This is a genomic window from Sphingomonas sp. S-NIH.Pt3_0716 (assembly GCF_003950715.1).
Lineage (GTDB): Bacteria > Pseudomonadota > Alphaproteobacteria > Sphingomonadales > Sphingomonadaceae > Sphingobium > Sphingobium yanoikuyae_A.
Window position 1 is genome coordinate 1 of sequence record NZ_QLJK01000026.1, and the last position, 15,196, is coordinate 15,196.

Here is a 15,196-nt window from a genome sequence, read left to right on the forward strand (position 1 = left end):
CGCGGGTGGTCGATCACATCGTCGCGCTGGCGCTGGCTGGAAGCAATGACGGGGGCAACCTGGCCCCCGCGTGCGCCTGTTGCAATGATGCGAAAGGTAGGGTTGAAGCGCGGTTCATTCGCCGTGGTTACGACATCCGCGATATCATGGCTGACATCGAACTGGCGGACTGGATCAAGCGCGGCAGGCGTCGTCTCGACGGTTGAACCAATCATGGATGGCGGGGGCAATCCTGCCCCCGCTGGACCAATACTTATTCGGCTGGCTTCAAGCCAACGCACTGCTTCCAAGCGCCGCCGATCGTGCCGAATTTCTTACGATATTCGATCCGACTACCGGTGCCCTCGGGATAAACCGAGAAGGCCATCGAAACGCCGCCGTAGCCATTCTTGATCAGAACGACGCGCGAACCGTCATCGCGGGGCATCGGTGCGGTGTTGTTCTTATTGGCCAAGCAGAACGCGACCTCGTCAGCGCTCTTTTCGGTGCGAAAGATTTCCTTCGGAGCATCGCTCAAGACCTCGTTGGTCGAAGCGCAACCGGCCAGCAAAGCCGCGCCCGAGAGCGCAACCAAAACAAATGACTTCATAAGACCCCCAAATAGTCGCGTGGGTGCGACCCGAGCTATTTGGTGGAGCTTTTTTTACCTGTCTATATTTTTATTGCTTTGACGGGGAAGATGTTACGGAACTGTCCGTTGTCATAAATAGAGACGTTGCTCCCGTGCTGTCGGATCGCGGTGACGACCACGATCCGGCAGCGCAATCGTCCCATATAGTGGGGCGGGTAAAATCATAATATACCATATATTGGGACTACCGCAGCCCAGGCTTTTTTTCACGCGTCCGAATTAAAATTTCAGGTCAGAGGTTAAGAATGTTCGCGACGAATTCTGCCATGTAGGTGTAGCTCGGGCCGCCCGCATCTGCGGAGTCGCACAGGCCCACCAGATTACCGACTTCGTCAAGGAGCGGTCCACCGGAAAATCCTTCCTCCAACTGGACGTTGAACAGGACACGCGCCGTCATCACCGACGCACTGCCGGACATGCTTGCTTCTGCGGGCGGCCACGGGCCGTCGCCGCCTGTCGGATAGCCATACGCCGTGACCTTTTCGCCGTTAACAACCTGCACGATGTCCGCTTTCGTGAAGGCGCGATAATAGGTCGCGCAAAGGCGAAATTCTTCTTCTGTGATCGGGATCGCGATCATGTCGGGTTTAACGCCATCTATGGGCGCGACATGATTGAAACGCGGATGGTCGCCAACGAACAGATCGATATTCAGCATGCGCTGGTCCGGCAGCATGACCCCCAGCCTATTCGACCAGCGTGAATAATCTTCATGCGCCTTTTCGCCGATCGCATTGTGGGCTGCCGTGATGATCCATCTGCCGTTGCCGCCAGCGAAGAGAAATCCGGAGCCACCGCCGAAGTCGTCTTCGAAGGGATCGTCGGCACGCGGTTTGCGTCGGAGCAGAGGGAGTGAAGCTTTCATAGGTCTCGCATATCCATGTTCAAAACGGCCACAGCCCGAAACATAGTTACTAAATATTAAATATGAAGCCTGGCAAGAAACTGACTGATCCAGCGCGCAAAAAGCTAGCTGGCACCCACAAGAAAAGCGTCGATAACAACGTCGTCAGCATCACGCCCGACCTGGTGCGCGACGTGCCGGTCATGCCAGCCTGGTTGTCCGACAAAGCGAAGGCGGTCTGGACGGCGAACGTCGAGCGCGTTGTCGCCGTCGGCGCGACCAGCATCGACAGCGAAGCATTTGGCCTATTCTGCGATACCATGGCGGTGTTCATCGCCAGCCCGGAAACGGCGAACGCGGCCTTTCGCAGCGAACTGCGGAAGCAAATGGAACTTTTCGGGATCGCCAGCGCCAAGTCCCGCCTCGCGCGGATCGCGGCGGGGGAACCCGCGAAGACGAGTCCGTTCAGCGTTCGTGCGAGTTAGACTTTTCCCAGACCACCTTTCCTGGTCCGGCTGATCCAGGAAACTGCCATCCAAGACGCGTTACCGTATCGATCACCTCGGCAACGAGATAAATAATTTCCTGCCGAGTTTGTCGAAGGAAATCCACGTCAACTGGAGTGTCAAAGCGGCGCTTTTTGCGGTCGATGTAGAACGGGATAGAGCGCCCTTCATCGTCCGGTAGTCGCCAGGAACCATGGCATACGGCGTTCCGAAGTTCAGCAGCGTCACGGAGTTTGCCCACAAGTTCCTCGTGTGTTTCAGAAGCTGTGGACGTGTGATCCCGAACGGCTCGATCAAAGGTTGCGATCTGCGCACCCAAGGCATCGGTGACGGCCTTTTCCAGCACGCCAGGCCATTTTTCCAACGCAGCCTCGATTTCGGTGTCGTCGTATTCTCGGGTTGCGGTCAGGGCGAATATCGCCCGCGTCAATGTTTCTTCCAGGAACCCGAAAGTTCCCACTACGCGACCAAGCTCTTCCCAAAAGATTGCGTCATGTCGATGCGTCGGAAAGTCTTTTGGCAGGTTGTATCTATCGATCGAAAAAGTGTCCTCTGGAGCGGTCGGGTCAGATTGGGCTTCTGATTTAGTGGCATCTGCATTTGGCATGCGGCGGACTTTCATAAATATCGGGTGCGATATCCCCGAAATTCTTACGCTTGGACCGCAGTCGATTACGCCAAGCGCGTCGTCGCTGGCAAGGTGCCTGCCTGTTGGCAAATCCGCGCCGCGTGCCAGCGGATGCTCGATGACTTCAACCGCACCGACATCACGTTCTCGGCCAAATATATCAACCACGCCTGTGCGTTCGTTGAGGCGCTGGTCCATATCAAGGGCCAGTGGGCCGGTCAGCCAATTCGGCTTGAGCCTTTCCAGGTCTGGATCATCGCCAACATCTTCGGCTGGGTCCGCAATTCGGACGGCCTGCGCCGGTTTCGATCCGCGTTTGTCTTGCTGCCGCGCAAAAGCGGAAAGTCGCTGATCGCCGCCGCCATTGCGCTCTACATGGTCTTCGCCGACGGCGAGCCGGGTGCCGAAGGATATTGCGGCGCGACCAACCTGGCCCAAGCCAGCGAAGTATTTGGTCCGGCCAAGCGCATGGCCGAATTGTCACCCCATTTCCTCGATACGTTCGGTGTCGAAGTCATGGCGAAATCGGTCTTTTGCGAGGCGACCGGTCAATCGTTCGTGCCCGTCATTGCGAAGACAAAGGACGGATCGTCTCCGCATCTTGCCATCTGCGACGAGCTTCACCAGGCCATCGACGACACGCAAATTCAGGCGTTCAGAACCGGCATGGGCGCACGTCGTCAACCCCTGTTGCTCGTCATTTCGACCGCTGGCACCAACCTAGCTGGCGTTTGCCGCACCGAGCAGCTTGCCGCCGAGGCTGTGCTGCGCGGCGGTTCGATCGACGACAAGCTGTTCGCAGCCATCTGGACGATCGACGCAGACGACGATTGGCGAGATTTCGATTCCTGGATCAAGGCGAACCCCGCGATCGGCGCATCGCTCTCCGAGGAATTCCTGCGCGACAAGCTGAACGAAGCGCTTCAGTCCCCGGCGAAGGCAGCGGCGGCACGCACCAAACACCTGAACGAATGGGTGGCATCGGCGGCCGGATGGTTGAATCAGAACGATTGGGCGAACGCGGCCGACCCGACGCTCGACATTATGGCGCTCGCTGGGCGTCCCGCGTTCCTCGCGGCCGACCTTTCGACGAAGCAGGATTTGACCAGCATTAACGCGGCCGTCCCACTCGACGATGGGCGCTTGGCGATCTTCCCGTGGTCTATGGTGCCGGAGGGCGCGGTCACCAATAGCCCCAATTCATCGGCCTATGCGGAATGGGTCGAACGCGGTGATCTTATCCAGACGCCTGGTAGTGCGTCATCGTTCGCCGAAGCCGAAGAGCGCCTGGAATGGCTGCGGCAACACTTCGACGTGCGCGTGGCGATCTTCGACCAGTGGCAGGGGGAGGCGGTGCGCCAGCGTTACGAGGCGGCCGGTGTGCCAACGATGATTTGGCAGGCAAATAACCGAGGCGCCTGGACGATGGCGATGGATGATTTCGAGGCAGACCTGAAAAACGGCCTGGTGGTCCATCCCGGAAATGCGGTGCTGGATTGGTGCGCCGCCAATATCTGCGCCTCGACCAGGGGCGTGACCCGCATTCCGGTCAAACCCAGCGGCCAGGATCACCTCAAGATTGACGCCATGGTGGCGACCATCATGGCTTACGCAGCCGCGTCCGTCGAACCGCCAGCGCCTGTCGCCCCGCCGCAGGTGATTTGGCTCTGAGAACCGATCGTTGGCGTTAACTGTTTCGCATTGCGCTCCTTACCAACCGGACAAAGTCCACCGGATCGTTGAAGTAGTTTCGATATGCGCTTCGCACCTGTGCTGGATTATCCGCTCGAACGTAGACAGCGTTGAAGCTACTAGGGTCGCTTTCTAGTTGGGTAGCGTAGTTGACGGCTTCTGTAGATGTCCTGAACGCCTTGACTTCCAGTTTCGTTTCGAATCCGTTGTCCCATGCGATATTCAGAACGTTATGCTTGCGAATTTTGTTGAATTCATCGGCCTGTTTTAATGCTTCTAGGCGGTGGAGAATGTTTAGCTTTCTCTCCAGTTTTGCAAAATCTCGACATAATTCATGAAGATTTTTATTCAAAAATGCGCGAGATATGCCTTCGTGATATCGCGCCAATATTTCACTTGCCATGGCAAAGAATATGACGCGCTCGTTCGCGGCGAGATCGAACTTTGTCCGCTGGTTATCTATTAGGTCTGAAATTTCTAAAGCGGTAGCCCACGCATGCTGAACGCGAGTTCGGTATTGGACTTCAACGAGAAGGCCCAGCCAAGGCTCCGCATTCGTTCCCGCTCGACGGTGTGGCCTTGGGAAATGCTGGAAGACATCATGAATGCCACGGTAGCCACTAGGTTTCGGAGATTCGATGTAGTCATATTTTTCCATGTCGTGTCGAAGCTTGTGATGGACGTTCGCCATCGAAGCGGCAGAATGGATATACTCCCGAAATTTTCGTAAAGAACTAATGTCGTCAAAGATTAAACGGCATCCAGCAAAATCGTGCATGCTGGTTACGTCGGCCATCAGACGGGTGCCATCTGGCCGCTTTCTTCTAAGCTTATCTAGAACCGTATTTCGTCTTTTAAGACGTTGTGCGAACTCTATTCCGCTCCCGGCCTTCTCAATTCGACGCTTGAAAAAAATTTGGAATGTGTTGATCACATACCCGTGCGCTGCGCGCCACTGATCCACTAGCGCCAAATCTTCGGGAGTCTCGACACCATCCGCGATATTCCTCCCGGATCGGTTGACTGATCGCTTGGGTTTTGGCGGTGCGGGGAATGTGCGCAATTTAAGTTCCATAGAATATTGACCGGACGCAGATACGTCATTGGCCATAGGCAGTCAAAGCGCCGTCGTCACAATTGGCCGGATCATCGCGCTAAATACCCGATGGGAAAAATCATTGACTTTTTGTTCGGCCAGGCCGTCGAGCAGTCCTTTCAGACCAAAAGCATTTCGACGACAGTGGTGCCGCACCATGGAGCGGAAACGATTGAGGCGCGGCTTCGTCAGGAAACGGAGGGCGCAACTTCTGCTATCGCCATCAGCGCAGTCTATGCATGTGCCCGCGTCATTGCCGAAGGTCTGGCACTGCCGCCTTGCTATCTTCACCAGGCCGACGCGCGTGGCAAAAAATTGGCGACCCGCCATGCCATATATAATCTGCTTCATCTTGCCCCGAACGACCGGCAGACTAGCTATGAATTCCGCGAACAGATCGGCCTTCACCTCGCGCTGAATGGAAATGCGCATGTATGGCTGAACCGCAATCGCGCCACCGGCGAAATCTTGGAAATGCTGCCCATGGACCCCGGCGCGGTCACGCAGATCGTGGACCCCAATGTTATTGGTGGCCCCGCACGTTACTTCCTCCATGGTCAGGAAGTGCCCCGGAATCAGCTTTGGCACCTCAAGGGGCCGTCGTGGCTATCCTACCGAGGTATGACGGCGGTCGATAACGCCCGTGAAGCGATCGGTCTGGCTCGTCACGCAGAAAAATTCGGCGCCGACCTGTTCGTCAATGGCGGCCAGTTGTCCGGTCTACTCAACGCAAAAGGCGCCTTGACCGACGATCAGGTCCGACAAATTCGCGAAGGTTGGGAGCGGCAATACACCGGCGCGGGTAAACAGCATCGCACTGCCATTCTGACCGGTGACATCGACTATACCGCGATGTCTTCGACCGCCACCGACGCGCAGATGATCGAAGCCCGTCGTTTCCAGATCGAAGAGATTTGCCGGTTCTTCCGCGTGTCGCCGACGAAGGTTTTCCAGTCCGGCGGCTCACAGTCCTATGCCAGCGTCGAGCAGGCGCATATCGCCCACGACCAGGACACCGACGCCCATTGGCACACTCGATTTGTGCAGTCTGCGTCCGTCCATCTGCTGACGGCGGCAGAGCGCGCAGCCGGTTACACAATCTCGCTCGACAATCGCGATTTCCTGCGCGGCACCGCTGTCGAGCGGATGACCTACTATAACGCTGGCATCGCGGCCGGGATCATCACCCGGAACGAGGCCCGCGAAATGGAAGGGTTCGACCGTTCGGATGATCCGTCGGCCGACAAGTTGACACCCGCCGCGAACCTGTTCGGTCCCGACCAGGCCCAGACCGCCGCAGCATAAATATTGATATGCAGAAAAAGGCCCTGGCACTGCGCGAAGTAAAGTTCGCGCCACCGACCGATGACACGACCGAGGCCCGATCCTTTGAAGGATACGGCGCGGTGTTTTCGAACATCGACAGCTACGACGATATCATTGCGCCTGGCGCTTTTGCGGCGTCGATCGCCGAACATAAAGCGGCCGGGACCATGCCGGTGATGCTGTGGAACCACGACGCGATGGCGATGCCGATCGGCTTGTGGACCAGCTTCGACGAGGATGACTACGGCCTCAAGATGTCCGGTGTGTTCTTGGACACCGTGGCGGGCCGTGATGCCCACACGATCGCCAAGGCGGGCGCCGTCACCGGACTATCGATCGGTTACTTCGTCACCGCGTCGGAGATCGAAAAGCGCGATGGCAAGACCGTCCGCGTTATCACCGAGGTGAAGCTGATCGAAGTCAGCCTGGTGACCTTCCCCGCGAACGACCTTGCCCGCGTCAACGACGTAAAATCCCACATGGAGACAGAAGAAATGAAATTGCAGCGCAAGTCGCTCGAACGCCTAGCTGAACTGTTTGGCGAAGCGAAAGACCTGATCGCCGGTCTCGTAACTGAAGCCGACGAAGAAAAGTCCGAGGTCGATGATCAGGCCGAAGACGAAGAAGGCGCAGCGTCAGATGATGACGATGCCGAAGCTAAATACAACGCGGCAGTAGAGGCCGTGAAAACCCTTTCGTTCCACTTCTAGGAGATACATGACTACCACTGCCGTATTTGACGAATTCAAACGCCTTGAGCATGAATTCAAATCTGCGATCGACCGCCGCGACGACGCCGCCACCGAACGCCTGAACAACGCCATCGCCGATCTCGAAGGCAAGATGCGCGACATGGAAAAGGCTGCAAACCGCCCGTCGGTCGAAGGCCATAGCGCCGAAGACGCCGAAGCGAAGTCTGCCTTCACCGCTTACATGCGCAAGGGCGACAAGATCGAAGCCAAGGCGATGTCCACCCTCGTTCCGACCGAAGGCGGCTATACCGTGCCGAAGCAGCTTGCCCAGGCGATCCTGCTCGCGAAGCAGGACGTTCCCGCCCTGCGTTCGATCGCCAACGTGATCAGCGTCTCGACCCCCGATTTCCGCATTCCGTTTTCGCCGACCGGCGCTGCTGCTGCGTGGACCGGTGAAAAGGACGTTCGCAACGAAACCGCTGCGCCGACCATCGTCGAGATCGTGCCGAAGTTCGGCGAACTGACCGCGAAGCCGTTTGTGACCCAGACGCTTCTGGAAGACAGCGCATACGACATCGAGTCATTCATCATCTCGTCCGTCGCAACTGAATTCGCCCGCTCGGAAGGCGCTGCCTTCGTCAATGGCGATGGCGTCAACAAGCCGTCGGGCCTGCTCAACGTCACCAGCGCGCTGACCGGCGACGCGACCCGCGCATTCGGCACGGTTCAGCACGTCACGTCCGGTGCCGCCACCGATATCACCAGCCCCGAAAAGCTGGTGGCGCTGACTATGGCGCTGAAGGCTGGCTATCGTGCGAACGGTAAGTGGCTGACCAACCGCGACGCGCTGCTGCGTGCCCGTGTCCTGAAGGATTCGACTGGTCAGTTCATCTGGCGCGCCGGTCTGGAAGCTGGCCAGGCTTCGACCCTGCTGGGTTACGAAGTGGTCGAAGACGAGAACATGCCCGCCGTCGCGGCTGGATCGCTGTCGATGGCCTTCGGTGACTTCAAGGCCGCCTACACGATCGCTGATCGCGTCGGCGTCTCGATGATCCGCGACATCTATAGCCACGATCCCTACGTCGCGTTCAAGACGCGTATGCGCGTGGGTGGTGTGGTCGTCGATACCAACGCTTACAAGCTGCTCAAAACCGCCGCTTAATCGCGTCGGTAGGGCCAAGCCAAAAGAGGGGCCGGGGAAACCCGGCCCTTTTTCGTGCCCGGCTAAATAGACGGTGAAAAGAGTAACCGCCCCCGCTTTCCCTGCCGTTTCCGCCGACCAGTTGCGCGAATGGCTACGCCTCGATCCCGATGTCGATGCCGACACCCTCGACCTGCTGCTCGGTTCTGCGGTTGATCACGTCCAGGCCCTGACGGGCCAGATCGTCGTGTCGGCCGATTACGAGACGGTCCTTCACGGGCCTGGTTGCCATGTCATCACCATCAGCAATTCCACAGCGGTCGCCCTTTTCGACCAGGCCGGTGACCCGATCACTGACATCGACATCGTCGAAGCCAGCATCCACGGGCACACCGTCTTCGTCGAAGTGGTTCCACCCGACCTTGGCCCGGTCACCGCCCGCGTGACGGCTGGCTGGACGACCGAAGAGATGGTCCCCGCAAGCCTTCGTCACGCCATCGCCGTTTACGTTGGTGCGGCCTACGATAGCCGCCACGCTATCGACGACGCCACGCTTCGCACGGTCGCGGCCCTGTGCCAACCCTTTCGCCGGATCGTCATCTGACCATGCGGATCGACGCAGGGGCGCTGGACCGCCGCATCGAAATCATGGTTCAAACGAAGGTCCGCGACGCGGTCGGCCAGGAGCGTTCGACCTGGACCGTCGCCGCGACCGTCTATGGCCAGCGTCTGGAACTGCGCACGTCGGACATCGCGCGCGGAGCCGGTCGCCAGGCCGTTCCTGCGGCCCGCTATCTGATCCGCTATCGGTCCGGACTGACGGTCGCGCACCGAATTCGCGTGGACGGTCAGACCTATTCCATCACCGCAATCGACGAACCGGATCGTCGCACGACGCTGGTCGTCACGGTCGAGGGGGTGGCGCAATGACCGTCACCGTCACCACTACCGGCTTCGCCGCGCTCGAATCTAGGATGAAATCGCTGTCGAACGATTTCGCGACCAAGGTCGGCCAATCGGCCAACCGCGCCGGTGCCGTGGTGATCCAGAAAAAGATCAAAGAAGGCGTCCCGATTGGCCCGCACGCGGAGGGTTCGATCCGCAACCGCACTCGAAAAAGCGGCAAGGTCGTCCAGGAAAAGCACAGCAAGATCATCAACAACATAAAGGTGCGGAAAGTCAGGGCGGAAGCTGGTCGCGTCGTCAATGCGATCGTCGTCGGCAAAGATGCCTATCATGCTTCGTTCGTCGAATTCGGGTCGATTCATAATGCGCCCAATCCATTTTTCAGGACTGGCTTTGCGCTCGCGAGCGAAGATGCCGTCGATCGTATCAAAGCTGTCCTGGCCAAGCGTCTCGACAAGGCAGGCGTGTGATGATCGAGGCCCAGCTTGTCGCCCATCTCGCGGACCTTGCACCGCACATGTATCCCGGCGCCGCTCCGCTCGACTATTCGACGCCCGCCGTCGTGTATAATCGGATTGGGACCGACCCCAGCGATGACCTGTCCGGTTGGACCGGCGAGGGCTGGCTGACGTTCCAGATCGACGTTTACGATCTCGCCTACCTGGTCGCGAAGGAACTGGCGGCCGACATCCGCGACCGCATGATTGAATGGGATGACGACACTGTCCAGTCGGTGACCTGGACCGGCGAGACCGACATGATCGACGAAACCACCGATACCAGCCTGTTTCGCACGATGCTGACGTTCCGTCTTTACGCGACCCTCTGATCGACAGGTCAATGCGCGCCTTTGGCTAAATAATTTGTCCGGCGCGCCTTTGCGTCGAAAATCATACGGAGACGCAAATAAATTATGGCATCTGGCGCAGTTCATAGCCGCAAAACGAAAATTGAAATCACCGACGGTTCGACCAAGGTCCAGATCAAGGGCCTTACCGGATTTTCTGGTCTGGGCGGTGGTTCCGCTTCCGTCATCGACGTGACCGATCTCGACAGTGACGCAAAAGAAAAGATGATCGGTCTGGCCGACGAAGGTCAGGTCACCCTGTCGCTCAACTATATGCCCGCCGATCCCGGTCAGGTCGCCCTCGAAGAAGCGCGTCTGTCGGGCGAACTTTCCGAATTCGTCATCACCCTTCGGAGCGGTGCGACCTACACCTTTTCCGCCGCCGTGCTGTCGTTCGAAAAGTCGGGCGGTGTTGACGCGGTTATCGCCGGTTCGGTCGCGCTTGAAGTGTCGGGCCTGGTCGTGAAGGGCACCGCCGCCTAACATGGCGATCCTTTCAAAGGGGGCGATCTTTGCGGCCGCCCCCGCCACCATTGAGGTAGAGATTCCAGAGTGGGGCGGCTCGGTTATGGTCCGCGCCTACAGCCTGATCGACCGTGTAGCGCTGATGGATGTCGCGACCGAAAACGCACACGCGGTCGAACTTTACCAGCGTGACCAGGCACTCGACGAAGAAGACCGGGAAGGTCTTGCCGAGGTGAAGCCCTTTGACGCTGCTGTCCTGGAGATCATCTATAGCTGCGTCGATGACACCGGCGCCCGCCTGTTCGATCTGGCCGATCACGACCGTATCCGCGCGCTGTCCTATACCTCGCTGCAATCGATCCTGATCGCGATCCGGCAGATCAACACGGTGCCGGACCAGGCTGCGCTAAAAAAAAGTTCAGACTGAACCCTAATCGGCGGTTTCTCTTCCGCCTGGCTCTTCAAATGGGCCGGACGGTTGAGGAACTGTCGGCGACCATGTCGATGGACGAATTCCACGAATGGGCCGCGTTCCACGATGTCGAACCATTTGGCACGCCGGTCGAAGACGATCGCTTCCGCAATGTGCTCGCCCTGCAATATAAGGCGCTGAACGGCACAGCCGAAATTCACTGGCTGGACCGTGATCCCGAATGGTCGGCACACCTGCGCGACCTGGCACGACCGCCTCTCGATGACGCGATCGAGGCCTATTTCGAAGCCCGGATCGCCGCTCAGAAGGCGCCATCGACCTAAATAATCGATGGCAGACATCGGCTCACTTTACGTAAAAATGGCGCTGGAGAGCGCCCAGTTCATCAATGGTATGAAGAAGGCGGCTGAACAATCGGCCGCCACAAACAAAGCAATATCTGCGGCCATGGATGGCGCGAAGAAAGCGGTCGGCGGCCTCCTGGCTGTGATGTCGGTCGATGCATTCGTGTCGGCCGCACGCGCCGCATTTGACTACGCGGATTCGATCGTGGACCTCGCGGATCGCACCGGCGCGACAACCAAATCCATCCAGGAATTACGCTACGCGGCCCAGATGACCGGGTCGGATTTCGCTTCCGCCGACGGGGCGCTGGAGAAATTCGCCAAAAATCTTGGCACTGCACAGAGCGGCGGCAAGGCGATGGGCGAAGTCTTCAAAAGCCTGGGCGTCACGTCCAGTGATTTCGACACCGCGCTGCGCGAAACCATAGACGGTATCAGCAAGCTGCCGACCGTGTCGCAGCGGAATGCGGCGGCGTTGCAGGTTTTTGGCAAAAGCGCCGGAACGCTGACCGCGCTGATGGGCGAGGGGGCGAAGGGCTTCGACGAATTCGCCGACGCGGCCGACGACCTTGGCATCGTGCTGGGTGACGATCTGCTGCGCAACGCCGGTCAAATCAACGACCGGCTCGACACTTTGAAGATGACACTCGACGCGCGGTTCGCGTCCGCGATCGTCCAGAACGCCGACGCCATCGGCAATCTGGCCGATCAGGTGATCAAGATCGCGGGCGCAATGGCGCAGTTCTGGAGCCAAAATCCGACCGGCGCGCTGGCGATTATCGGCGCCCTTGGCGGTGGCATCACCGGCGGTTTGATGGCTGGCATTCCCGGCGCGATCGGCGGCGCAATCGCGGGCGGTATCGGTGGCGCGGTGCTGGGATATAATAGTCGCGGCGAACGCAAAACCCTGACCGACGAACGCGCTGCCCTGGTCGCCCAGAATAGCGGGAAGAATCCGCTCCTTGCTGCGGTCGGCATCGATGCCGACGCGATCGGAAAGGGATCGCCGCAGTGGAAGAAAAACGAAGCCCGCATCAAAGCCATCGACGCCCGCCTGGCGCGAATGACCGCAGAAGAAGAGGCGGCGGCCAAACTGCTCGCCGGTGGAAATGGTGGCGGCGGCGGTGGCACTCTTCCGCCTGTCGCCGGTGGCGGCAAGAAATCGACCGGCAAGACCGCCGCTGAAATCGCAGCCGAACAGTCTGCCCGCTTCACTGCCGACATGGCGTCCGGCGATATGGAATTGCTTTCCGCGAAACAGGCCCTTCTCTCTGAAATTGTCGAACAGTCGGCGCTCCAGCGTGAAATCCTGTCGATCGAAACGGATCGTCGAAAGGCGGCGATCGACCAGGATGTGGCCGACGGCAAATACACCGCCGCGCAGGGCGATGCGCTCAAGCTGCTCGAAGACAAGATCGCATACACGCGGGCGGACGAGATCAACCTGCGCGAAAACGAAGAACTTGCCCGCCAGGCGCTCGATATCCAGCGTGCCACCCTGGACAACAGTCGCGACCTGTTCGGGTCGGAAATGTCCCTCGCGCGATCGTCCGCTGACCGTCGCGCCATCAGCCTGCGGTTGGTCGATCTCCAGTATCAGCAAGAGCGGCTTTCGATCGACGCGATCCTTGCGTCGAAACAGTCCACTGCTGCGGAAAAGGCCATCGCGGAGGCCCGCCTTGGCGTGCTGGATAGTCTCCAGGCCAACGACACGGCAGCGGTCAACCGCGATACAATGGGACCGCTGGGACAGTATTTGGACGGCATCCCCCGCACTGTCGGGGAAATCCAGGATGCGCTCGGCAGCGCGGCGGCGGAAGGTTTGGGATCGTTCAACGACGGTCTGCGCGAAGCGATCCGGGGTGCCGGAAATCTGGGCGATGCGTTCGAAGCGGTCGGTGACCGGATCATCGACAAACTGATCGACATCGCCCTCCAGCAAGCGATTTTGAAGCCGCTGGGATCGCTGTTTGGATCAGTGCTAGGGTCGATTGGCACCAGCCTCGCGGGTGGCAGTGGTGGCGATATCGTGCTGGGCGGTGCGGCTCTCAAAATCGGCGCGCGCGCTAATGGCGGCCTGACCCGCGCTGGCACCTATGTGGTCGGCGAACGCGGCCCGGAAATTGTCAATGTTGGGAATACAGCCAACACGGTCCCGAATCACGCTCTCCGAAGCATACGCGGCGCGGGCCAGGCCGGTCCCGCCGTCACGATTGGCAACATCACCAGCAACGACCCCGCGATGGTGCGCGCCATGGTCTACGAAGGGATCGCCCAGGCGGCGCCGCTCTTGTCGAAACAGGCGAGTGATCGAACGCTGGGCCGGTTCCAGCGGCCGACGATGTGACGAACGGCATCCGCCTAAATAATGGATGCCGACCTATCCATTGTCCTTTCCCGCCGTCACCCCGAATTCAGAGCGCCTGGCGGTCAATCGTCGCCAGGCCGCTATCGCGTCCAATTTTTCCTTGGTCCAGCAGACGATCAACACCGCCAGCCAGTGGACGCTGACCTGGACCTGGCCGCCGATGCGCCAGAATGTCGCCGAACGCCTGCGCGCCTGGCTCAATAGCTTGCGCGGACAGGTCGGTCATTTTCGTTACTGCCCTCGACAAACCGTCACTTCGACGCTGACGGGTCGGAAGGTCGCCGAGACCGCCTATGCCTATCTGTCCGCCGTCGTGATGGGCGGATGGGTGGCGGGACAGGCCAGCCAGCTTCGGATCGGCCAGCTATTTTCCATCGGGTCGCAACTGTTCGAAATCACCGACGCACCGGCGAACGCCGACGCGAACGGTCAGTGCCTGGTTCAGTTCGAACCCGCGCTTCGCCAGACCTTTGCGGTCGATACCGATGTCGAATTCTTCCGGCCAAGCGGCCTGTTTCGCCTGACTACGAGCGAGGGCCAGACCTATACGCTGACGCCTGGTGGCCAGCGCGGAAACTTGGCCGAATTCGGCACGCTGACCGCTGTGGAGGCGGTGGGCGCATGAGACCTGGCACCACCCCCGAAATCACCGCCGCGCTCGCGGAAGCCGGGATCACGACCGCCCTTTTGGCGCGCCTGGATTTCAAAAGTGGCACGGTTGGCGCCTGGACTGGTGGCCATTCGATCAAGGTGACCGGTTGGGCTGACAGCCTCTTGAACGATCAGACCTTTCACCCGCTCGAAAACGGCGTGATCGTCGATATTGGTGACAACAGCTTCTCGTATAGCGGCTCCGAAGCGCTTGAAATCGCGCTGGGCCTGCCGTCTTCGGTGCCCCTCGCGCTTGAAGCGGCGGCGGTCGAGCCGACCGAATATCAGGGGCGAACGGCCACGATTTGGCGCGCGCTTTTGATCCAGCCTGGCCTGATCGCCGAACCGCATTGGGTCTTTCGTCGAATTCGGTCGGGCACGATGGACACGGTCGAAGTCAGCGGTGACGGACTGTCGCGGACATTCAAACTGTCGATCGAGGGGCACGCTGGCATGATCAGCAACGCCACCCAGGGCACCTATCTCGACCAGCCGAAATTCGACCCGAACGATCGCTCGCAGGACTATGTGGCGGCAATCGCGAACGGCGACGATCTGATGAAATTGGCCCCGACGGGCTGGGCGGCGGTCCAGTCCACGATCAACAACTGGCAGCAGCGTTAGGC

The 15,196-nt window shown here is 59.3% G+C and carries 20 protein-coding genes; 16 read left to right on the top strand and 4 right to left on the bottom strand.

The genetic code is table 11. The annotated features are described in order from the left end of the window. Positions 1-206: HNH endonuclease (locus tag BRX37_RS19265; protein WP_164522488.1), on the top strand; the 206-nt coding region annotated here is incomplete at its 5' end. Positions 207-253: 47 nt separating this feature from the next. Here BRX37_RS19265 and BRX37_RS19270 read toward each other — a convergent pair. Then, the gene (locus BRX37_RS19270; RefSeq protein WP_125988771.1) at positions 254-589 is read right to left on the bottom strand and encodes a hypothetical protein; all 336 of its coding nucleotides are present in this window, start codon (positions 587-589) and stop codon (positions 254-256) included. A gap of 274 nt (positions 590-863) precedes the next feature. After that, complete coding sequence (locus BRX37_RS19275; RefSeq protein WP_125988773.1) at positions 864-1,496, bottom strand: trypsin-like peptidase domain-containing protein; 633 nt, start codon at positions 1,494-1,496, stop codon at positions 864-866. 62 nt (positions 1,497-1,558) lie between these two features. Here BRX37_RS19275 and BRX37_RS19280 point away from each other — a divergent pair, with 62 nt between their 5' ends. Next, positions 1,559-1,960, top strand: a complete 402-nt coding sequence (locus BRX37_RS19280) for a hypothetical protein (RefSeq protein WP_017501271.1) — start codon at positions 1,559-1,561, stop codon at positions 1,958-1,960. Here the strand turns inward: BRX37_RS19280 and BRX37_RS27380 are convergent. Next, positions 1,941-2,777, bottom strand: a complete 837-nt coding sequence (locus tag BRX37_RS27380; protein WP_318276779.1) for a hypothetical protein — start codon at positions 2,775-2,777, stop codon at positions 1,941-1,943. The genes BRX37_RS19280 and BRX37_RS27380 overlap by 20 nt on opposite strands. Here BRX37_RS27380 and BRX37_RS19290 point away from each other — a divergent pair. Continuing rightward, entirely contained in the window at positions 2,721-4,280 is a 1,560-nt protein-coding gene (locus BRX37_RS19290) for a terminase large subunit (protein ID WP_125988775.1), read from the top strand. The two genes, BRX37_RS27380 and BRX37_RS19290, sit on opposite strands and share 57 nt — an antisense overlap. 16 nt (positions 4,281-4,296) lie before the next feature. Here BRX37_RS19290 and BRX37_RS19295 read toward each other — a convergent pair whose 3' ends face one another. Then, the gene (locus tag BRX37_RS19295) at positions 4,297-5,412 is read right to left on the bottom strand and encodes a RelA/SpoT domain-containing protein (protein WP_125988777.1); all 1,116 of its coding nucleotides are present in this window, start codon (positions 5,410-5,412) and stop codon (positions 4,297-4,299) included. 54 nt (positions 5,413-5,466) lie between these two features. Between BRX37_RS19295 and BRX37_RS19300 the strand changes: the two genes are divergently transcribed. From BRX37_RS19300 to BRX37_RS19360, 13 genes are all read left to right on the top strand, one after another. Next, a complete protein-coding gene (locus tag BRX37_RS19300) occupies positions 5,467-6,702 on the top strand; it encodes a phage portal protein (RefSeq protein ID WP_017501276.1) in 1,236 nt (411 codons plus the stop codon). An 8-nt stretch (positions 6,703-6,710) separates the two neighbouring features. After that, on the top strand, positions 6,711-7,433 hold the full coding sequence (locus BRX37_RS19305) for an HK97 family phage prohead protease (RefSeq protein ID WP_017501277.1): 723 nt from the start codon (positions 6,711-6,713) through the stop codon (positions 7,431-7,433). A gap of 7 nt (positions 7,434-7,440) precedes the next feature. Then, entirely contained in the window at positions 7,441-8,577 is a 1,137-nt protein-coding gene (locus BRX37_RS19310) for a phage major capsid protein (RefSeq protein ID WP_017501278.1), read from the top strand. A 73-nt stretch (positions 8,578-8,650) separates the two neighbouring features. After that, complete coding sequence (locus BRX37_RS19315; protein ID WP_125988779.1) at positions 8,651-9,160, top strand: head-tail connector protein; 510 nt, start codon at positions 8,651-8,653, stop codon at positions 9,158-9,160. Positions 9,161-9,162: 2 nt separating this feature from the next. Next, entirely contained in the window at positions 9,163-9,486 is a 324-nt protein-coding gene (locus BRX37_RS19320; protein WP_125988781.1) for a phage head closure protein, read from the top strand. Next, entirely contained in the window at positions 9,483-9,932 is a 450-nt protein-coding gene (locus tag BRX37_RS19325) for an HK97-gp10 family putative phage morphogenesis protein (RefSeq protein WP_125988783.1), read from the top strand. The genes BRX37_RS19320 and BRX37_RS19325 overlap by 4 nt, the downstream gene beginning before the upstream one ends. Then, positions 9,932-10,291: a tail completion protein gp17 gene (gene gp17, locus BRX37_RS19330; protein WP_164522489.1), complete on the top strand. Its 360-nt coding sequence runs from the start codon at positions 9,932-9,934 to the stop codon at positions 10,289-10,291. Before BRX37_RS19325 ends, gp17 begins: the two co-directional genes overlap by 1 nt. Before the next feature lie 84 nt (positions 10,292-10,375). After that, complete coding sequence (locus tag BRX37_RS19335) at positions 10,376-10,792, top strand: phage tail tube protein (protein ID WP_125988785.1); 417 nt, start codon at positions 10,376-10,378, stop codon at positions 10,790-10,792. A 1-nt stretch (position 10,793) separates the two neighbouring features. Next, the gene (locus BRX37_RS19340) at positions 10,794-11,201 is read left to right on the top strand and encodes a hypothetical protein (protein WP_125988787.1); all 408 of its coding nucleotides are present in this window, start codon (positions 10,794-10,796) and stop codon (positions 11,199-11,201) included. 38 nt (positions 11,202-11,239) lie between these two features. Continuing rightward, on the top strand, positions 11,240-11,530 hold the full coding sequence (locus tag BRX37_RS19345; RefSeq protein WP_017501285.1) for a phage tail assembly protein T: 291 nt from the start codon (positions 11,240-11,242) through the stop codon (positions 11,528-11,530). A gap of 7 nt (positions 11,531-11,537) precedes the next feature. After that, on the top strand, positions 11,538-13,898 hold the full coding sequence (locus BRX37_RS19350) for a hypothetical protein (protein WP_206434184.1): 2,361 nt from the start codon (positions 11,538-11,540) through the stop codon (positions 13,896-13,898). 121 nt (positions 13,899-14,019) lie between these two features. After that, positions 14,020-14,544 carry a hypothetical protein gene (locus tag BRX37_RS19355; RefSeq protein ID WP_206434185.1) on the top strand — a complete coding sequence of 175 codons (525 nt, stop codon included), beginning with the start codon at positions 14,020-14,022 and terminating at the stop codon, positions 14,542-14,544. Beyond that, complete coding sequence (locus BRX37_RS19360; RefSeq protein WP_125988791.1) at positions 14,541-15,194, top strand: hypothetical protein; 654 nt, start codon at positions 14,541-14,543, stop codon at positions 15,192-15,194. The genes BRX37_RS19355 and BRX37_RS19360 overlap by 4 nt, the downstream gene beginning before the upstream one ends. Positions 15,195-15,196: the final 2 nt, after the last annotated feature.